The following is a 19,464-nucleotide window of genomic DNA, read 5'->3' as shown; positions in this document are numbered from 1 at the left end:
AATCTCCGCAGGACGATGCCGCACTCCCTTCTCCCCCACGGGGAGAAGGTGGCCCGAAGGGCCGGATGAGGGGGTGGCACGATTGGATCATATCAATCATTTCCGCCTCAGACCTCCCCCTCATCCGCCTGCCGGCACCTTCTCCCCTCGGGGGAGAAGGGGATCGTGGCGATGATTGCATTCCAGAGGGGCTTGACCTTGCCCTCAAGGGGGGAGATGCCCGGCAGGGCGGAGGGGGTATCGCTGCGGCGAATTCCAACGACGAAAATACCGAATACACCCTCATCTCCCCAGATAGTTCTCGATCACCTTCGGATCGGCGCTGACGAAATCGATGGAGCCTTCGGCCAGGACGGCGCCTTCGGCTAGGCATGTCACCTTCACGCCGAGATCGCGGATGAAACCCATGTCGTGCTCGACCACCACCACCGAGCGGGTCTTGGCGATCTCCTTCAAAAGGAGCGCCGTTTCCGTCGTCTCCGCATCCGTCATGCCGGCGACGGGCTCGTCGACCAGAAGCAGTTCCGGCTCCTGCGCCAAGAGCATGCCGATCTCCAGCCATTGCTTCTGCCCATGGCTGAGATTGGCGGCATAGTCGTCCTTGCGGTTGGTGAGACGCACGGTGGAGAGGATTTCCTCGATGCGCTCCCTGTCCTCGGCCGTCAGGCGATAGAACAGCGTTGAGAAGACGCCGCGCTTGCGGTTGAGCGCCAGTTCCAGATTGTCCCAGACCGTATGGCTTTCGAACACCGTCGGTTTCTGGAACTTGCGGCCGATGCCGAGCTGGGCGATCTCCGCCTCGTCCTTCTGGGTGAGATCGACCGTGCCCTTGAAGAAGACCTCGCCCGAATCCGGTCGTGTCTTGCCGGTGATGATGTCCATCATGGTCGTCTTGCCCGCGCCGTTCGGGCCGATGATGGCGCGCAGTTCGCCGGGCTCGATGACGAAGGAGAGCGAATTCAGTGCCTTGAAGCCATCGAAGGAAACGGAGACGCCGTCAAGGTAGAGGATGCTGCTGGGCTTCGCATTGCTTGCGAGCGTGTTCATGGCCGTTACTCCGCCGCTTGGGGTTCTGCTGCAAGGGCGCGTGCCGCCTCGGCCTGGCGGACCTTGCGGTATTCGCGCCGCCGCTCGATGACCTGCCGCGCGGTGCCGACGATGCCCTTGGGCAGGAACAGTGTGACGACAACGAACAGGCCGCCGAGCGCGAAGAGCCAGAATTCCGGGAAGGCGTCCGTGAAGATGCTCTTGCCGCCATTGACGAGGATTGCGCCGACAATGGGGCCGATCAGCGTGCCGCGTCCCCCGACCGCCGTCCAGATGACGACCTCGATGGAATTGGCCGGCTCGAACTCGCCCGGATTGATGATGCCGACCTGCGGCACATAGAGCGCGCCGGCGACGCCTGCCATCATGGCCGAGATCGTGAAGGCGAAGAGCTTCATGTGCTCCACACGGTAGCCAAGGAAGCGGGTACGGCTTTCCGCGTCGCGCACGCCGATGAGGACCTTGCCGTATTTCGAGCGCACGATGCCGGATGTGATGACCAGCGAGAGGGCCAGTGCGATGGCCGAGGCGGCAAAGAGCGCCGAGCGCGTGCCGTTCGACTGGATGTTGAAGCCGAGAATATCCTTGAAGTCGGTGAGGCCGTTATTGCCGCCGAAGCCCATGTCGTTGCGGAAGAAGGCAAGCAGCAGAGCAAACGTCATCGCCTGGGTGATGATGGAGAGGTAGACGCCATTGACGCGCGAGCGGAAGGCGAACCATCCGAAAACGAAGGCAAGCAGGCCCGGCACGAGCACCGCCATCAGGGCTGCGAACCAGAACATGTCGAAGCCGTACCAGAACCAGGGCAGCTCTTTCCAGTTGAGGAACACCATGAAATCCGGCAGCAGCGGATTGCCGTAGGAGCCGCGCGCGCCGATCTGGCGCATCAGATACATGCCCATCGCATAACCGCCGAGCGCGAAGAAGGCGGCGTGGCCGAGCGAGAGGATGCCGCAGAAACCCCAGACCAGATCGAGCGCCAGCGCCAGCAGCGCGTAGGTGAGATACTTGCCGAACAGCGAGACGATATAGGTGGGAATGTGCAGCGGGTGGTCCGGCGCCGTCATGAGGTTGAGGGCGGGAACAAGGGCCGCGGTCACCAGCAGCAGTGCCGTGACCCAGACGATGTTGCGGTCGAGCGCCTTGAGGACAAATGAGGTGATCATGCTTCCACCGCCCTTCCCTTGAGTGCGAAGAGCCCGCGTGGCCGCTTCTGGATGAAGAGGATGATCAGCACGAGCACGAGGATCTTGCCGAGCACTGCGCCCGCATAGGGCTCGAGGAACTTGTTGAGGATGCCGAGCGTGAAGGCGCCGACGAGCGTTCCCCACAGGTTACCCACACCGCCGAACACCACGACCATGAAACTGTCGATGATGTAGCCCTGTCCGAGATTGGGCGAGACATTGTCGATCTGGCTGAGCGCGACCCCGGCAATGCCGGCGATGCCGGAGCCGAGCGCGAAGGTGAGGGCATCCACCCAGGGCGTCCTGATGCCCATGGAAGAGGCCATGCGGCGGTTCTGCGTAACGGCGCGCATCTGCAGGCCCATCGGCGTCCTCTTGAGCAGGAACAGGAGAAAGGCGAACACGGCAAGCGAGAAAACGATGATCCACATGCGGTTCCAGGTGATCGTCATGCCGCCGAGATCGAACGCGCCGGACATCCAGGACGGGTTGCCGACTTCCTGGTTTGTCGGCCCGAAGATCGAGCGCACGGCTTGCTGGAGGATGAGCGATACGCCCCAGGTCGCGAGCAGCGTTTCGAGCGGCCGGCCATAAAGGAAGCGGATGATGCCGCGCTCGATGGCGAGGCCGACCACGCCGGTGACAAGAAAGGCGAGCGGCAGCGCAATGGCCAGCGACCAGTCGAACAGGCCTGGGAAAGACGTGCGGATGATCTGCTGGACCACAAAGGTGGTGTAGGCGCCGAGCATCACCATCTCGCCATGCGCCATGTTGATGATGCCCATCACGCCGAAGGTGATGGCAAGACCTATGGCCGCCAGGAGCAGGACGGAACCGAGCGACAGGCCGTACCAGACGTTCTGCCCGGCGGCCCACAGTGCCTGCCGGTCCTCGATCTTTGTGATGCCGGCCTCGATATCGGGGCGAAGGCTCTCGTCGGCCGTGGCCAGTGCTGCGGAGAGCAGCGAGAGCGAGTCGCGCCCGCCGGTCTCGACCACCGTCGCGACCGCCGCCTTCTTCTCGTCCACCGGTCGATCGGAAACCAGTACGGAGGCAGCGCGGGCCTTTTCGAGCACGGCGCGGACTGTGCCGTCCGTCTCGGCGGCGAGCGCGGCATCGAGGCCGTCGAGCGCGTCGGCCGAGGGGGTGCGCAAAATGGTGTTTGCCGCCTGGAGACGCACGCCCGTATCGGGGCTCATCAGCGTCAGGCCGCCGAGTGCGGCGCGGATGGTGCGACGCAGGCCGTTGTTGACCTTGATCTTTTCCAGCGCGGCCTTTGCCTCTTCGCCGGCCGCATCGCCGGTGACGGCGTCGATCAGCGTGAAATTGGAACCGGCCGGCTTGACGATGAAGACCGTGCCATCGGCCTTGCGCTGGTAGAGGTCGCCCTCCGAGAGCGCTTCCAGCGCCGGGACGATCCTGGGATCACCGGTCTTCGCCAGTGCTTCCACCTGTTTCTGGTTCTGCTGGAAGTTGCCACCGCCCAGTGCGTTGACCATGGTGCGAAGCTCGTCGGCCGCCCTCAGATCGGTCGCAAGCAGCGTCACCGTCAGGCAGAATGCGACGAGCAGGCATTGCAGGAAGCGATGGATGAGCCGCGCGTGCATGTCACGTCCTCGGTGGGTGAAGGATGGAGCATCCCGACGGGTCGGGATGATGGATTTCGTTGGAAGGCGAGACGGCCCCTCATCCGCCGGCCGGCACCTTCTCCCCGAGGGGAGAAGGGGTGAACCGATACGCTGGCGGTCCCGGCGAGGCGAATGAGGGAACGAGCGTTTGCCGTCCTTGCCTTCTCCCCAGCGGGGAGAAGGTGGCCCGAAGGGCCGGATGAGGGGGCATCGCTGCCCCGCTCATCCTTTCAGGTCACGAACCCTTGCCGCCGCACTTGCCGGTGGCGACGTTGAAGTTGCCGCATTCCATGGGCTTGCGCCAATCGGCGATCAGGTCCTTGGAGTCCGGCAGGAAGTCCGACCATTCGTCGCCCACGACGAGGCCGGGCGTTTCCCACACGGTCTCGAACTGACCGTCGGTCTGGATTTCACCGATCAGAACCGGCTTGGTGATGTGGTGGTTCGGCATCATGGTGGAGTAGCCGCCCGAAAGGTTCGGCACGGAAACGCCGATCATCGCGTCGAGCACGGCATCCGTATCGGTGGTTCCCGCCTTCTCGACGGCCTTCAGCCACATGTTGAAGCCGATGTAATGGGCTTCCATCGGGTCGTTGGTGACGCGCTTGTCGTTCTTCGTGAAGGCCTGCCACGTCTTGATGAACTCGGCATTCGCCGGGTTGTCGACGGACTGGAAGTAGTTCCAGGCCGCGAGGTGGCCGACGAGCGGGCCGGTGTCGAGGCCTGCGAGTTCTTCCTCGCCCACGGAGAAGGCGACGACAGGGATATCCTCAGCCTTGACGCCCTGGTTGCCGAGTTCCTTGTAGAAGGGAACATTGGCGTCGCCGTTGATGGTCGAGACCACGGCGGTCTTCTTTCCGGCCGAACCGAACTTCTTGATGTCGGAGACGATCGTCTGCCAGTCGGAATGACCGAAAGGCGTGTAGTTGATCATGATGTCCTCGGCGGCCACACCCTTTGACTTCAGGTAGGCTTCGAGGATCTTGTTGGTCGTGCGCGGATAGACATAGTCGGTGCCGGCAAGCACCCAACGCTCGACGCCTTCGTTCGCCATCAGGTAATCGACGGCGGGGATGGCCTGCTGGTTCGGTGCCGCACCGGTGTAGAACACGTTGCGCTGGCTTTCCTCGCCCTCGTACTGCACGGGGTAGAAGAGGATGGAATTCAGCTCTTCGAAGACGGGAAGCACGGACTTTCGCGACACCGAGGTCCAGCAACCGAAGACAGCCGATACCTTGTCGACGGAGATGAGTTCACGGGCCTTTTCGGCAAAGAGCGGCCAGTCGGAGGCCGGGTCGACCACGACGGCCTCGAGCTTCTTGCCGAGAAGGCCGCCCTTCTTGTTCTGCTCGTCGATAAGCATCAGCATGGCGTCCTTGAGCGTCGTCTCGGAAATCGCCATGGTGCCGGAAAGCGAATGCAGGATGCCGACCTTGATGGTGTCGTCGGCCGCGAAAGCGCCGTGGAAGGCCGTTGTGGAAAGAATGGCTGCGAGCAATGCGCCGGTGGCGCGCCTCTTGATGGACATGGTCTGAACCCCTCTGTTCGTTTGACCGCAACGGGGCGGATTGGTTGTTTTTGGCCGTTGCTGCGGGGACTATCCGACAGGCATGTTGCGCTGCACATACGTCATATTGCGTAGAAGGCAGGGATAAGCGGGAAGCTTTTGCGGCGGCGCGCCAATTTCGGGGCCGGCGCATCTGTGTTAGGAACATTGCCAGACGGCCGACAAACGGCACAGGGGACAGCAGCACACGATGGCCGCACGCCAGCGCATCATACCGATCCGCCGCGAATACAATCGCTGGGTCGCCAACCAGACGCTGGAAGACTATGCGCTGCGCTTCACAGCCAAGAGCGCGCGCCGGTTTTCATCCGACCGCATCTCGCAGACCGCCATCGGTGCGATCTCCTTCCTGGCGCTGGAGGCGATCGGCGGGGCGATCACCATGTCCTACGGCACCACCAACGCCATCGTGGCGACGCTGGTGGCCAGCCTGATGATCCTCGTGGTCGGCCTGCCGATCAGCCGCTACGCCATCCGCCACGGTGTCGACATCGATCTTTTGACGCGTGGCGCAAGCTTCGGCTATATCGGCTCGACCTTGACCTCGCTGATCTATGCGAGCTTCACCTTCATCCTGTTTGCCATCGAAGCCTCGATCATGTCCGGTGCGCTCGAGCTTGCGCTCGGCCTGCCGCTGTGGATCGGCTATATCATATCGTCCATCGTGGTGATCCCGCTCGTCACCCACGGTGTGCAACTCATCTCGCGCTTTCAGCTCGTCACCCAGCCGTTCTGGATCGTGCTCAACATTCTGCCCTTCGTCTTCATCGCCTTCGCGGACTGGCAGAAGGTGGGTGAATGGCTCGCCTATTCCGGCCTGCATCATCCTTCCGGCCCGCCCGGCACCTACGCGCCGTTCAACCTCGTGGAGTTCGGTGCGGCTTCGGCCGTCATCTTCGCTTTGATGGCGCAGATCGGCGAGCAGGTGGACTTCCTGCGCTTCCTGCCGCCGGACGGGCAGCGCAAGCTGCATCACCGCATCGCCGTCTTCCTCGCGGGCTCCGGCTGGGTCATCGTCGGCGCGCCGAAGCTGATTGCTGGCTCCTTCCTCGTCGTGCTGGCGCTATCATCTGGCGTGCCCTCCACCCGGGCGGCCGATCCCGCGCAGATGTACTACACGGCCTTCGGCTACATGCTGCCGTGGGACATGGCAGCGCTGTTGCTGATGGTCGCCTTCGTGGTGGTGTCGCAGCTGAAGATCAACGTGATGAACGCCTATGCCGGGTCGCTCGCCTGGTCGAATTTCTTCTCACGCCTGACCCACAGCCATCCCGGCCGCGTCGTCTGGCTGGTCTTCAACGTCGCGATCGCTCTGCTCCTGATGGAACTCGGCATCTACAGGCTGCTGGAGGAAACGCTCGGCGTCTTCTCCATCATCGCCATGGCGTGGCTCTGCACCATTTCGGCGGACCTCTTCCTCAACAAGCCGCTTGGACTGTCGCCGCCCGGGATCGAGTTCAAGCGGGCGCATCTTTACGACATCAATCCGGTCGGCCTCGGTGCCATGACGCTGTCGGCCGTCATCGCACTGACCGCCCATTTCGGCGCGTTCGGCGAGATCGCGGCGTCGCTCGCACCCTACATCGCCGCCATTGTGGCCTTCATTGCCTCGCCGCTGATCGCCTGGGCGACAGGCGGAAAATACTACCTTGCCCGCAAGCCGCGCCGCAGCTGGGCGCTCGAGCACTCGATCACCTGCTCGATCTGCGAGCACCCTTTCGAGCCCGAGGACATGGCCTGGTGCCCGGCCTATGCCGCGCCGATCTGTTCGCTCTGCTGCTCGCTCGACAGCCGCTGCCACGACCTGTGCAAGCCGAAGGCGCGGTTCAATGCGCAGATCGCCGGGGTGGCGAAAACCATATTGCCCGCGGCGGCGGTGCGGGCTCTCGGCACGAGGCTCGGCCGCTACGGCATCGCCGCCGTTCTGTCCATCGCGGGCATGGGCGTCATCCTCGCCATGATCGCCCACCAGGTCGGAACCCACTCTCCGGAAACAGCGGCCGTGGTGGAGCGCACCATCGCTGTCGTCTTCTTCGTCTTCGCGGTGGTCGCGGGCGTGGTCTGCTGGTTTTATGTGCTGGCCCATGACAGCCGGGTGGTGGCGGAGGAGGAGTCCTCCCGCCAGACCACGCTTCTCCTCAAGGAGATCGCCGCGCACAAGAAGACCGACGCCGCCCTCCAGCAGGCAAAGGAGGCGGCCGAGGCGGCCAACCGCGCCAAGAGCCGCTATGTCGTGGGCTTGAGCCACGAGCTGCGCACGCCGCTCAATGCCGTGCTCGGCTATGCGCAGGTGCTGGAGCGCGACGAGAGCATCCCGCCGCAACGCCAGAACGCCATCCGCGTCATCAAGCGCAGCGCCGATCACCTTTCCGGCCTCATCGACGGCCTGCTCGATATTTCCAAGATCGAGGCCGGCAAGCTGCAAGTCTATTCCAACGAAATCCATCTGCCTGATTTTCTCGACCAGATCGTGGAGATGTTCCGTCCGCAGGCTCAGGCCAAAGGCGTCGCCTTCGAGCACAGCCGCCCGGCAAACCTTCCGCGCTATGTGCGCACCGATGACAAGCGGCTGCGCCAGATCCTCGTCAACCTCGTCTCCAATGCGTTGAAGTTCACCGATCAGGGTGCGATCCGCCTCGATGTCGCCTATCGCAGCCAGGTCGCGACCTTCACCGTCAGCGACAGCGGCCAGGGCATTCAGGAAAAGGACCTGTCGCGCATCTTCGAGCCGTTCCAGCGCGGCGGCGCCGAGCACGGCCGCATGCCCGGCCTTGGTCTCGGCCTCACCATCACGCGCCTTCTGACCCAGACGCTCGGCGGGGAAATCTCCGTCACCAGCGAATGGGGCAAGGGCACGGAGTTCCGTGTTCGCCTCATGCTGTCGGCCGTCGATCGCCCGGCGGCTGCGAAGGATGCCGTGCAGCGCATCAAGGGCTACAGGGGCCCACGCCGCACCATTGTCGTCGTCGATGACAATGCGGACCACCGCAATCTCATGGAAGAGGTGCTGCGCCCGCTCGATTTCACCGTGCTCACCGCAACGAGCGGCGAGGAATGCCTGTCGCTCGTCGAGGGGCTGAAGCCTGATCTCTTCCTCGTCGATATTTCCATGCCCGGCATGAACGGCTGGGAGCTGGTCGAACGCCTGCGCGCGCAGGCCCAGCCGGCTCCCGTTATCATGCTTTCGGCCAATATCGGTGATGGCACGACGGCCCGTTCCGGCCACAACGACATGCTGGCAAAACCGTTCAACCTGCGAGAGCTCACCGACAAGCTCGCCCTGCATATGGGCCTCGACTGGATCTATCACGATGACGCGGCGACAGACGATCGCTCGAAAACCAGCATCGTCATTCCGGAGGAAGACCATGTGCGCGAGCTGATCCGTCTCGGCGAGATCGGCTATATCAGGGGCATCGAGGCGAAACTCGCGGAAATCGCCGGCGTGCCGGAACACCAGCCCTTCGCGGAAGCCGTGCGCGCCTATGTTCAGGTTTTCGACCTCGCCGGCTATGATGCCTTCCTGAGAACCATGGATCGGAAGGATGCCGCCGCCCGTGACTGAGACAGCCATTCCCCGCGACATCGTCCTTCTCGTCGACGATTCCCCCGAGGCCCTGGGATTCCTGACGGAAGCACTGGAGCAATCCGGCTTCTCCGTGCTGATCGCCACGTCGGGCGCTTCGGCGCTCAATATCGTCAGCCGCATCACGCCCAACATTATCCTGCTCGACGCCGTCATGCCCGGCATGGATGGCTTCGAGACCTGCCTCAGGCTGAAGGCCGACCCCGCCATCAGCCCCGTTCCCGTCGTCTTCATGACCGGCCTCACCGAGACCGAGCATGTGGTGCGGGCGCTGGAATCCGGCGGCGTCGATTATCTCACAAAGCCGATCAATATCGACGAGCTGCGGGCGCGCATCCGCGTGCATCTCACCAATGCCCGTTCCGCCCAGAGCGCCCGCGTGGCGCTGGATGCCGCCGGGCGGCACCTTTTGGCCGTGAGCAGCGAGGGCAAGATCCGCTGGTCGACCCCGCAGGCGACCCGGCTGGTCAATGCCGCGACGGGCAGCGACGAGGGTCTCGACGTCGTCTCCGACCATATCCGTGACTGGATGAAGATGCGCGGCGCGTCCCGCGAAACCACCTTCGCCATCCGCCAGCCCGGGCAGGCAAGCCTGCAACTTTCCTTCCTCGGCAGGATCGACGCGGACGAATTCCTTTTCCGCCTCACGGCTGAAAGCCGCCTTTCCGACGATGAGATCCTGCGCCAGCACTTCTTACTGACGCACCGCGAATCCGAAGTCCTGCTGTGGATCGCGAAGGGTAAGTCGAACCGTGACATCGCCGAAATCCTCGGCCTCAGCGCCCGAACAGTGACCAAGCACCTGGAGCAGATCTACGTCAAACTCGGCGTCGAAAACCGCGCCTCCGCCGCCGTGAAGGCCGCCAACGTGCTGCACGAGATCTAGGATCGGAGCAGGCAACGCCCTGTATGTGACCCGAGGTCGCGGAAAACCCGCTTGGCGCGGCCGGTCAAATCAGCTTAACTGACCGACAACTTTTGGTTGGGATGCCGTAACGGGGGAAGGGGCGACTTTGGTATTGCGTTTGGGAGGTCGGTACCGCCACTTCGTTCATGGCCAGGGTTGCGCGTGCCACAGTCCGCAGGCACAGAGCCTTTTTGCGCGCATTGAGGAGGGTCTTTCGCGACGTTCCGTTCTCAAAGGCGTCGCGGCAAGCCTGGTAGCGCCGGTATTGGGCCTGTCGAGCCCGGTTTTTGCACAAGCTTCCACCAAACCGACCCTGCTGCGCAATGTGAAGATATTCGATGGAACAGGCAGCGCTCTGGTTGAAGGGCAGGGCGTTCTTGTCGAAGGCAACCGGATCAAGGCGCTCGTGCCGGCTGCCGACACCGTTTCGGATGCGGAGGTGATCGATTGCGGCGCACGGACGCTGATGCCCGGCATGATCGATGCCCATTGGCATTCGATCCTTGCGGCAATTTCACAGGTGGCCGCGATGACGGCCGATATTCCCTATGTCCATCTCGTCGCTGCACAGGAGGCCGAACGCACCGTTCTGCGCGGCTTCACGACCGTTCGCGATGTCGGCGGCCCGTCCTTTGCGCTGAAGCGCGCCATCGATGAGGGACGCATCGCCGGCCCGCGCATCTATCCTTCCGGCGCGATGATTTCGCAAACGTCGGGGCATGGCGATTTCCGCATGCGCACGGAATTGCCGCGCTCGGCGTTGAGCGGCCTCAGCGTGGCCGAGCAGGCAGGCATCGCAGCGATCGCCGATGGTGAGGCCGAGGTGCTGCGGCGTGTGCGCGAACAGCTGATGCTGGGCGCCAGCCAGATCAAGATCATGGGCGGTGGTGGCGTGGCGTCCGCCTTCGACCCGATCGACGCGTTGCAGTATACCGAGGTCGAAATGCGGGCGGCCGTGTCGGCCGCAACGGATTGGGGCACGTATGTGTGCATCCATGCTTACACATCCGCGGCCATTCAGCGGGCGCTCGACTGCGGCGTACGCTCGATAGAGCATGGCCAGCTTGCCGATGAGGAGACGGCAAAACGCATGGCGGATGCCGGCGCCTGGTGGAGCATCCAGCCGTTCCTGGCCGACGAGGATGCCAATGTCTATGCGTCGCCGGAGCAGCGCGCCCAGCAGCAAATGATCGCCGAAGGCACGGTGCGGGCGGTGGAATTCGGCCGTAAGCACAAGGTGAAGATGGCGTTGGGAACCGATATCCTTTTTAACCCGAAGGGAACCGCGACGCAGGGTCGGCAACTGGCCAAGTTTGCGCGCTGGTACGACAATGCCGAGGTGTTGCGTATGCTGACGAGCGGCAACGCCGATCTTGCCGGGTTGTCCGGCCCGCGCAACCCCTATCCCGCCAGGCTCGGGCACATCGAGGCGGATGCCTATGCGGACCTTCTGGTCGTCGATGGCGACCCGCTTCAGGATATTTCGCTGATTGCCGATCCGGATCGTACGTTGATGTTGGTGATGAAGGATGGCCGCATACACAAGAACACGCTGCCGGCCACGGAGACGACGCCATGAAGAGATACCTTGCTGCGACCGCTCTGGCGCTCTGCACGGCCGGCTTTGCGGATGCCGCCGATAATGATGTCGCCGCGGATGTGGATCCTGCCGCAGGGCTGCGCTCCGACTGGGCTTTGCAGATCACGCCCTATATGTGGGCGACGGGTCTCGATGGCGCGATATCACCTTTTCGTCGTGGTCCGAGGCTGCAAGTCGAGAAATCGTTCTCCGATGTGATGGACGATCTGAATTTCGGCGGCTTTATCAATATCTGGGGACGGTACGATCGCTTCGTGCTGTCGGGCGATGTCATGTACGTGAACACCACCGACAGCAAGGCGACCGGCCCGCTGCCGGCGTTGCAGATCCCGGGATTGGCGGCCATCCCCGCCGGCGCGAACATTGATGCCGATGTCGAGACGCGCGAGTTCATGGCGACCTTGCAGGGCGGTTATCGTATCATCGATACACCGGAACTTACCCTTGATGCGCTTGGTGGTGCCCGCTTCTGGTACATCTCCAACGATGTCTCGGTTACGGCAAGCCATCCTATTCTGGGCCGGATATCCGCCAGTCATGAGGAGAGCTTCGGCTGGGTGGATCCGGTGATCGGCGCGCGGCTGTTCGTAAACCTGACCGACAAACTCTCCGTACAGGGGCAGGTCGATATCGGCGGCTTCGGTGTCGGGTCCGATTTGACCTGGTCGGCACTGGCCACGGTGAACTACACCTTCACCGACAACCTGTCCGTGTCGGCCGGATACAAGGTGCTGGATGTCGACTACGACCAGGACGGCCATGTCTTCGATACCCGTCTTTCCGGCCCGGTGCTTGGACTGACCTATCGGTTCTGAACGCGGGACGCCTACCCGTTCATCCGGCCCTTTGACGCCATCGCGCGGTATTCTCCCGGTGGAAGGCCGAATTGGGCCTTGAAGGCGCGGGAGAACTGGGTCTGATCGCTGAAGCCCCAGCTATAGGCGATCTCGGCGGCGGTCTGCACGTTGCCGGCATCCGCAAGCGCCTCGCGGCAAGCCGAAAGCCGCTGGATGCGGATCCAGTTGCGGATCGTATCTCCGGTATCCCTGAACAGCTCGTGCAGGTAGCGGGTGGAGATTCCACAGGCCCCGGCGATACGTTCCGGGTCAAGGCGGAAATCCTGGAGGTTGGCGCGCACATAGGCCTCGACGCGGGCGAGATGGGCGCTGCGCACCGTCGAGTTGCCGGATGTCAACACGCGGTCATCCGCCTTGATGGCAAGCACGAGCAAATCGACAAGCTGGCGGCCGACCGTCGTGCGCGCCTCCTGCGTCATGCCGTCGAAGCGGGCGGGCAGGAGGTGCAGCATGTCGGTGAAAAGGCCGCCGGCGCCGTTGTCGGCCTCGAATTGCAGGGTGCAGAAGCGGTCCGGCGCGCGCATGCGACCGCCAAGCGCGTCGGCCTCGACCTTGAGCACCCACATGTCGGCCGCTTCCGAATGGCTGAACTGGTAGGGCTCGCTGCTGCGCTCCAGGAAGAAGCCACCCGGCCGGCACGTCACCTCGCGACCGCACTGGGAGAAGAATACCTCCGCCTTTGCCGGAACCGTAACGAGGAATTCCTCCTCCCTTGCGGCGCGAAAATGGTGCGGCAGGCGCAGATACTGCAGCGCATCGCAGGTCAGCCGCGAAATCGAGACGTCGCCGAACTGCCATGTCGTCAGGTCGCCGGAGAAGCGGTCGGCTTCGCGAAAGCGCAGGTCGAGCGGGAAGTAGGCCGAGGCGATGGCCTCGTGCCAGTGACGGCTGCGATCGGGTGCGCGCGTCGCGCTCGTGGTGATGCTCGTCTTCATGCGGCTTTCCCTCTTCGTTGAAAGGTATGCACATGATGTCTGCCAGGCAATGAAAATGGCAGCTTGTGCGCTCAAGCGCAAACCGTTGTTCGCCGCCTGCAAAGACCGGGCCGGAAAACTCTGCATAGATTGAACCCGGCTTCAACGGTGCGACAGACACCGGCGGCCCAGGGAACAGACATTACAGCTATTCGAACGGTTTCCAGGCCGTCGGTTCTCGCCTTCAACCAGCGTGAACACGATGCTCCATACCCAGACTTCCAAGGTGGACCCGATCACCCTTTCGGTGGTGCGCGGCATGCTCGAGACGACACAGCGCGAAATGACGCTCGCGCTGGAGAAAACGGCCCGTTCGTCGGTCTTCAACCTGGCGCACGACTATTCGACGGCGCTGTTCAACGCCCGGCCGGAAATGATCCTGCAGGGGCAGGATATCCCGATCCATCTCGGCTCGCTCATTCCCGCCATGAAGGCGGTTGCCGCCTTCTTCGGCGACGACATCCACGAGGGCGACCTGATCCTGCACAACGATCCGGCCTTCGGCGGCAGCCACGCCATCGATACCTGCATGTACAAGCCGGTCTTCTACAAGGGCGAGCTCGTCTACTGGACCGTCTGCAAGGGCCACCTCACCGATATCGGCGGGCCGGTGCCGGCGGGATACAATCCGAATGCCACGGAGATCTACGCCGAATGCCTGCGCATTCCGCCGGTGAAGATCTGGGATCGCGGAAAGCCGCGCCACGATGTTCTGAACATGATCCTCACCAACATGCGTGCCCGCCGCGATCAGGAAGGAGACTTCCGCGCCCTGATCGGCGCTTGCCAGGTGGGGGAGCGCAACCTTCTTGCCATGCTCGACAAATACGGCAAGGAGCAGGTGGATGCCTGCGTCGATACGCTTCTCGACATGGCCGACAAGCACATGCGCGCGCTGATCGCCACGGTTCCCGACGGAACCTATGAAGGCATCGCCATCCTGGAGGATGCCGGCCACGGCTTTGGCGATTTCGAGATCAAGGCGACGGTGACGATCAACGGCGACGCCTGCCATATCGCCATCGATAGCCCGCCGCAGATTCCCTATTTCATCAACTCCTACGAGGGCAATTCCCATTCAGGCGTCTATCTGGGCCTCATGATGTTTGCGGCTCTGCCGCCACCCTACAATGAAGGTCTCTATCGCTGCGTCAGTCTCGATTTCGGGCCGAAGGGCACGCTGTGCAACGCGCAGGAGCCCGCGCCGCATATGAACTGCACGACGACACCGATGGAGACGCTGACGGATGCCGTGCGTCTCGCCTTCGAGAAGGCGGTGCCGTCGCGGGTCTCGGCCTCCTGGGGGCATGCCAACGGCCTCAACATCGCCGGCCGCGATTCCCGCACCAACGAGGAGTTCGTGACCATGGTGCTGGCCACCATCATTTCGGGCGGCGGCGCGACGCCCAAGCAGGACGGCTGGCATGCCGTCGGTCCGGAATGCTGCTTCGGCGCGCTCACCTCGGGCGATGTGGAACTGCTCGAATACTCCTATCCCATCGTCATCCACCGCTATTCGCTGATGACGGATTCCGGCGGTGCCGGCAAATTCCGCGGTGGTTCCGGCACGGCCTGGGAAGTCGAGCCGCTTAACGGCGACATGCTCTGCATCGGCTTCGGCGAGGGGCGGCGCATTCCGGCGATGGGTGCCGCCGGTGCGACCTCGGCCATGGTCGATACCAAGGTGGGCCGCGTCGAATTGCGGCGTGACGGCGCGGTTCGGGTCGAGCGCAAGAACATCATCGAGACCATCAAGCCCGGCCAGACGATCACCAATCTCAATCCGGGCGGCGGAGGCTTCGGCAACCCGTTCGAGCGGCCGGTGGAAAAGGTCGTTTCCGATGTGCGCAACGGCCTCGTCTCCCTGGAAGGCGCGCGGCTCGACTACGGCGTCGCCATCGTGAGCCTCGAGACCCTTGATGTCGATACGGCCGAGACCGACCGGCTCAGAGCCGCTGTTTAAGGAAGACAGACATGACCATGCATTCCTACCGTCTCGGCATCGATGCCGGCGGCACCTTCACCGACTTCGTCATTGCCGACCGCGCGACCGGTGAGGTCAGGCTGTTCAAGGCGCTCTCCACACCGTCCGACCCGACCAAGGCCATCGAGAACGGTCTTGGCCTGATCGCCACCGATCTCCAGCGGCCGATCGAGGAGATCATCGCCAACTGCGACCTGTGCATCAACGGCACGACGGTGGGCCTCAATGCGCTGATCACCCATCGTGGCGGCCGTACGGGCCTGATCTGCACGGCGGGCCATGAGGACTCCATCGAGATCCGCAACGGCCACAAGGAAGATGGCTTCCGCTACGACCCGGATTATCCCGCCGCCACGATGCTCGTTCCACGCTATCTGCGCCGCGGTGTTCGCGAACGTGTGCTGTCCGACGGGTCCGTGCGCACGCCGCTGCATGAGGAGGACGTGCGCGAGGCGTGCCGGCTCTTTCTCAAGGAGGGCGTCGAGACCGTCGCCATCTCCTTCGTCTGGTCGGTGCTCGACCCCTCGCATGAGCGGCGCGCGGCCGAAATCGTGCGCGAGATGATGCCGGATGCCGTGCTGACGGTCGGCAGCGAGCTTTATCCGCAGGTGCGCGAATACACCCGCACGTCGACGGCGGTCACGAACGCCTATCTCGCCCCGGTCATGCGCCGTTACATCACGGCGGTCGATGCCTATTTCCGCTCGCTCGGCGCCAAGCAGCCGGTGCGCTACTTCCAGTCGAACGGGGGGCTCGCCATCGGGCAGGTCATGACCGACCGTTCCGTCTACGCCATCAATTCCGGCCCCGCCTCCGCGCCACAGGCAGGGCTCTATGCCGGTGCGCCGTTCGGCCACAAGAATGTCATCACCGTCGATATGGGCGGCACGTCCTTCGACATCACGCTCACCCGCAACGGCCAGACCAACCTTAACAAGAACATCGATTTCCTGCGTTATCGCATCGGTGTTCCGATGATCCAGGTCGAGACGCTCGGCGCGGGCGGAGGCTCGATCGGCTGGGTGGATCCGCTCGGCCTCCTTCAGGTCGGCCCGCAATCGGCCGGTTCCGAGCCTGGCCCGGCCTGCTATGGCCGGGGCGGAGCGGAGCCGACGACGTCGGACGCCAATCTCGTGCTCGGCTATCTCAACCCCGAGGGTCTGCTCGGCGGCAAGCTGCCGCTCGATGTGGAGAAAGCGCGGGCGGCGGTGGCGAGGGTCGCCGAACCGCTGGGCATCTCCACGGAGCAGGCGGCCTATGGCATGTTCGCCATCGTCAACAACAACATGGTCAACGGTATCAGGCGCGTTTCGGTCGAGCGCGGTTACGACCCGCGCGATTTCGTCCTTGTGGGGGCAGGAGGCGCGACGGCCGCCCATATCACGGCGCTGGCGCGGGACATGGGCATCGACACGATCATCCTGCCCAAGCTTGCGTCCGGTCTCTGCGCCTTCGGTCAGATCATCTCCGATGTGAAGTACAACTACATGGCGCCGGCTCCCGTGCGGCTCGACAATCCTGCGAGCTACGCGCGCATCGATGGCCTCTTCAAGGAGATCGAGGCCAAGGGCGTTTCGCATCTTGAGGCCGACGGTTTCGCGGGGGCTGCGATCGAGATCCGCCGTTCGCTCGACATGCGCTATGTCGGCCAGGTGCATGAATGCACCGTGGATATCGGCACCTTCCCGATCGATGAGAACACCATCGAGAAGGTCAAGGACGCCTTCCACGCCCGGCACGAGGAGCTTTACACCTACGCCGAACGGCACAGCGCGGTGGAGGTGGTGAACATCGAATCCACCCTCTACGGCCGTATCGAGAAGGTGCGCCCGCCGAAACTGGCGGCTGGCGGCGACGCGGAAGCTGCGCTGAAGGGCCACCGCGATGCGATCTTCGAGCAATCCGGCAAGGTCACTTCCACGCCGGTCTATGATGGCGCGAAGTTCGGCGCCGGCGCGCGCATCGAGGGTCCTGCCATCATCGAGGAGGTGACGACGACCATCGTCATCGAACCCGGCTGGACCAGCGTGCTGCATGAGAGCGGCAGTTATCTGCTGACACGCGCAAAGTGAGAATCCGCTCCGCTCCGGGCGGAGCGATGCCTCGCAACAGGGAGACCGGAATGGCAGGCAACATGTCGGCGCCGGCGGCCGTGCTTCCTGTGGTTGTCCGCTCAGCGTTCCGGCAGGTGGAAGGCCTGCTGGAAGTACGAACGGAAGGCGAGCATGGGGGGCGTCAGCTCCATGTTTCGCCGCCAGGCGAGGCCCACATCCATGGCGGGCACGGTGTCGCTGATGTTCACCGTCTCGATGCGCCGGCCCTCGAGCGACCAGGGGCGGTGCACCATGTCGGAAAGGATGGCGACGCCCTGGCCGTTCGCGACCAGCGAGCGAACGGCTTCCACCGAAGAGGTGCGCAGGATGACGCGCGGCTGGTAGGGCGTGGCGCTCCAGTATTTCAGGGCGGAATGCGCGGCTTCGTCCACGGTCAGCATGATGTAGGGCTCGTCGGCGATGTCCCTCAGCCCGACAGTCTCGGCCTGCAGCAGCGGATGCTGAGCCGGCAGCCAGAGCCTGCGCGTCGAGCTCAGCACCTTCTCCGTGATCAGGGCCGGGTTCAGGATGTTGGAGGTGAGCAGGACCGACATGTCGTATCGGTTGCTCAACAACCCCTCCTCGATGGATTCCCGGTTGAGCTCGAAGAGCTGGATCTCCAGCCTGGGAAAGAGCCGCCGCAACCGCTCGATGTGCAGCGGCAGGAAGTAACCGATGACGGTATAGGTCGCCGCGACCGTCAGCGTTCCTTCGATCTCGTTGCTGACGACATTGAGATGCGTCGCCTCGTCTACCTTCTTCAGGATTTCGTAGGCATGCGACAGAAACTGCCGTCCGGCGGGCGTCAGGTCCATGCCGTGCGGCGTGCGCAGGAAGAGGCTGACGCCGACCGTGCGCTCCAGTTCCTTGATCGCCGTCGTCACCGCGGACTGGGATATGGAGAGATCGACCGCCGCCTGCGAAATCTGGCCGAGTTCGGCGGTCGCGACGAAGTAGCGGATTTGCCGAAGGCTCAGCGTCATGGTTGTCCTTCCCATTCTGTTTTGCTGCGCGAGGCTATCGAAAAATCAGAACAGGCGGCGTCGAAATGAGCATCGGGCCGCCCCGTTCAGGGCACAAACAGGTTAGGCCTTTGTTTCTTAAGGTTTTTGCGCCGCAGCAAAACAAGGCAATCAGTTCTGATTTTCAGAATTCATATATGGAAAAATAGAATTTTTCAAATGGTCCTAATGGGCCTAGCGTTTCCCTGTTCAGAAATGCATGCGAGGTTGAGACGGTGCGTGAGGTGGTCGATATCAATTGCGACATGGGCGAGGCCTTCGGCCGCTGGCGCGTCGGCGATACGGACGACGCTTCCCTCATGCCGCTGATCAGCTCGGCGAACATCGCGGCAGGGTTCCATGCCGGTGATCCCAACCTGATGGACGAGACAGTGCGGCTCGCAGCCGAACACGGTGTCGGCATCGGCGCCCATCCCGGCTACAACGATCTTCAGGGATTTGGCCGTCGCAAGATCGCCGGCACAGCAAAGGAGCTGGTGAACGATCTTGTCTACCAGGTCGGCGCCATCAAGGAATTCGCTCATCGCCACGGTGTGCGCCTCCAGCATGTGAAGCCGCATGGCGCGCTTTACATGGAGATGGCGGTCAACCCGGAACTCTCCCAGAGCTTCGTGCAATACATGCGCACCGTCGAACCGAATGCCTACATCTTCTGCATGGGTGGTTCGGCGACGTTCCGAGCCGCGACAGAAGCCGGCCAGCCTGTTGTTCGGGAATTCTACGCCGATCGCGACTATGACGATAGCGGCTCCATCGTGTTCACGCGCGATGCCGGCCGGCCCGATCCCGCCGCCATCGCACGCAAGGTTCTGCGTGCCTGTCAGGAGGGCAAGGTCAGGACGGTAACGGGCCGCGACATCGATATCGCCTTCGAATCCATCTGCTTCCATTCCGACACGCTCGGCGCATTCGACATCGTGCGCCAGATGCGTGATGCGCTGGTGGGAGCAGGTATACGTATTGCGCCGGTTTCGGCCTCGGCCGGGCGCTGACCTTCTGGAGTGGAGAAAAA

Annotated in this window: 13 protein-coding genes; 7 read left to right on the top strand and 6 right to left on the bottom strand. The window is 63.2% G+C overall.

Annotated features, from left to right (window positions below; translation table 11 throughout):
* Window positions 1–282: 282 nt before the first annotated feature.
* The 4 genes from urtD to urtA all read right to left on the bottom strand — a co-directional run bounded on the left by urtD (window position 283) and on the right by urtA (window position 5,390).
* The gene (urtD, locus tag K6301_RS21860; protein WP_247220957.1) at window positions 283–1,047 is read right to left on the bottom strand and encodes an urea ABC transporter ATP-binding protein UrtD; all 765 of its coding nucleotides are present in this window, start codon (window positions 1,045–1,047) and stop codon (window positions 283–285) included.
* 5 nt (window positions 1,048–1,052) lie between these two features.
* Window positions 1,053–2,213, bottom strand: coding sequence for an urea ABC transporter permease subunit UrtC (urtC, locus tag K6301_RS21855; RefSeq protein ID WP_247220956.1), 1,161 nt, complete (start codon window positions 2,211–2,213; stop codon window positions 1,053–1,055).
* Window positions 2,210–3,841 (bottom strand): urea ABC transporter permease subunit UrtB, encoded by a 1,632-nt coding sequence (urtB, locus tag K6301_RS21850; RefSeq protein WP_247220955.1) that lies wholly within the window; start codon window positions 3,839–3,841, stop codon window positions 2,210–2,212. The genes urtC and urtB overlap by 4 nt, the downstream gene beginning before the upstream one ends.
* Before the next feature lie 256 nt (window positions 3,842–4,097).
* A complete protein-coding gene (gene urtA / locus K6301_RS21845; protein WP_134652330.1) occupies window positions 4,098–5,390 on the bottom strand; it encodes an urea ABC transporter substrate-binding protein in 1,293 nt (430 codons plus the stop codon).
* Between the two features lie 229 nt (window positions 5,391–5,619).
* Here urtA and K6301_RS21840 point away from each other — a divergent pair, with 229 nt between their 5' ends.
* The 4 genes from K6301_RS21840 (at window position 5,620) to K6301_RS21825 (ending at window position 12,337) form a co-directional block, all read left to right on the top strand.
* Window positions 5,620–8,994, top strand: a complete 3,375-nt coding sequence (locus K6301_RS21840; RefSeq protein ID WP_247220954.1) for a hybrid sensor histidine kinase/response regulator — start codon at window positions 5,620–5,622, stop codon at window positions 8,992–8,994.
* The gene (locus K6301_RS21835; RefSeq protein WP_247220953.1) at window positions 8,987–9,901 is read left to right on the top strand and encodes a response regulator; all 915 of its coding nucleotides are present in this window, start codon (window positions 8,987–8,989) and stop codon (window positions 9,899–9,901) included. Before K6301_RS21840 ends, K6301_RS21835 begins: the two co-directional genes overlap by 8 nt.
* A 346-nt stretch (window positions 9,902–10,247) precedes the next feature.
* The gene (locus K6301_RS21830) at window positions 10,248–11,501 is read left to right on the top strand and encodes a metal-dependent hydrolase family protein (RefSeq protein WP_343298948.1); all 1,254 of its coding nucleotides are present in this window, start codon (window positions 10,248–10,250) and stop codon (window positions 11,499–11,501) included.
* A complete protein-coding gene (locus K6301_RS21825; RefSeq protein WP_247220951.1) occupies window positions 11,498–12,337 on the top strand; it encodes a DUF481 domain-containing protein in 840 nt (279 codons plus the stop codon). Before K6301_RS21830 ends, K6301_RS21825 begins: the two co-directional genes overlap by 4 nt.
* Window positions 12,338–12,348: 11 nt before the next feature.
* Here K6301_RS21825 and K6301_RS21820 read toward each other — a convergent pair whose 3' ends face one another.
* Window positions 12,349–13,314 (bottom strand): AraC-like ligand-binding domain-containing protein, encoded by a 966-nt coding sequence (locus K6301_RS21820; RefSeq protein WP_247220950.1) that lies wholly within the window; start codon window positions 13,312–13,314, stop codon window positions 12,349–12,351.
* A gap of 241 nt (window positions 13,315–13,555) precedes the next feature.
* Here K6301_RS21820 and capB point away from each other — a divergent pair, with 241 nt between their 5' ends.
* Complete coding sequence (gene capB, locus K6301_RS21815; protein ID WP_247220949.1) at window positions 13,556–15,316, top strand: caprolactamase subunit beta; 1,761 nt, start codon at window positions 13,556–13,558, stop codon at window positions 15,314–15,316.
* Between the two features lie 11 nt (window positions 15,317–15,327).
* Window positions 15,328–17,409 carry a caprolactamase subunit alpha gene (gene capA, locus K6301_RS21810; protein WP_247220948.1) on the top strand — a complete coding sequence of 694 codons (2,082 nt, stop codon included), beginning with the start codon at window positions 15,328–15,330 and terminating at the stop codon, window positions 17,407–17,409.
* Window positions 17,410–17,510: 101 nt separating this feature from the next.
* Here capA and K6301_RS21805 read toward each other — a convergent pair whose 3' ends face one another.
* Complete coding sequence (locus K6301_RS21805; protein WP_134652342.1) at window positions 17,511–18,413, bottom strand: LysR family transcriptional regulator; 903 nt, start codon at window positions 18,411–18,413, stop codon at window positions 17,511–17,513.
* A gap of 254 nt (window positions 18,414–18,667) precedes the next feature.
* On the opposite strand from K6301_RS21805, the gene K6301_RS21800 reads away from it, so the two are divergent.
* The gene (locus K6301_RS21800) at window positions 18,668–19,444 is read left to right on the top strand and encodes a 5-oxoprolinase subunit PxpA (protein WP_134652344.1); all 777 of its coding nucleotides are present in this window, start codon (window positions 18,668–18,670) and stop codon (window positions 19,442–19,444) included.
* Window positions 19,445–19,464: the final 20 nt, after the last annotated feature.

Origin of the sequence: Shinella oryzae (assembly GCF_023038235.1) — a bacterium.
Lineage (GTDB): Bacteria > Pseudomonadota > Alphaproteobacteria > Rhizobiales > Rhizobiaceae > Shinella > Shinella sumterensis.
The sequence above is the reverse complement of the archived record's forward strand: the minus strand, read 5'-3'. Positions and strand labels throughout refer to the sequence as shown.

Excerpts from the sequence above, each read along its gene's own strand:
- K6301_RS21825 (WP_247220951.1), top strand. The coding sequence starts at position 11,498 with ATGAAGAGATACCTTGCTGCGACCGCTCTGGCGCTCTGCACGGCCGGC.
- urtD (WP_247220957.1), bottom strand. The coding sequence starts at position 1,047 with ATGAACACGCTCGCAAGCAATGCGAAGCCCAGCAGCATCCTCTACCTT.
- K6301_RS21805 (WP_134652342.1), bottom strand. The coding sequence starts at position 18,413 with ATGACGCTGAGCCTTCGGCAAATCCGCTACTTCGTCGCGACCGCCGAA.
- K6301_RS21820 (WP_247220950.1), bottom strand. The coding sequence starts at position 13,314 with ATGAAGACGAGCATCACCACGAGCGCGACGCGCGCACCCGATCGCAGC.
- urtB (WP_247220955.1), bottom strand. The coding sequence starts at position 3,841 with ATGCACGCGCGGCTCATCCATCGCTTCCTGCAATGCCTGCTCGTCGCA.
- capA (WP_247220948.1), top strand. The coding sequence starts at position 15,328 with ATGACCATGCATTCCTACCGTCTCGGCATCGATGCCGGCGGCACCTTC.
- urtA (WP_134652330.1), bottom strand. The coding sequence starts at position 5,390 with ATGTCCATCAAGAGGCGCGCCACCGGCGCATTGCTCGCAGCCATTCTT.
- urtC (WP_247220956.1), bottom strand. The coding sequence starts at position 2,213 with ATGATCACCTCATTTGTCCTCAAGGCGCTCGACCGCAACATCGTCTGG.
- capB (WP_247220949.1), top strand. The coding sequence starts at position 13,556 with ATGCTCCATACCCAGACTTCCAAGGTGGACCCGATCACCCTTTCGGTG.
- K6301_RS21840 (WP_247220954.1), top strand. The coding sequence starts at position 5,620 with ATGGCCGCACGCCAGCGCATCATACCGATCCGCCGCGAATACAATCGC.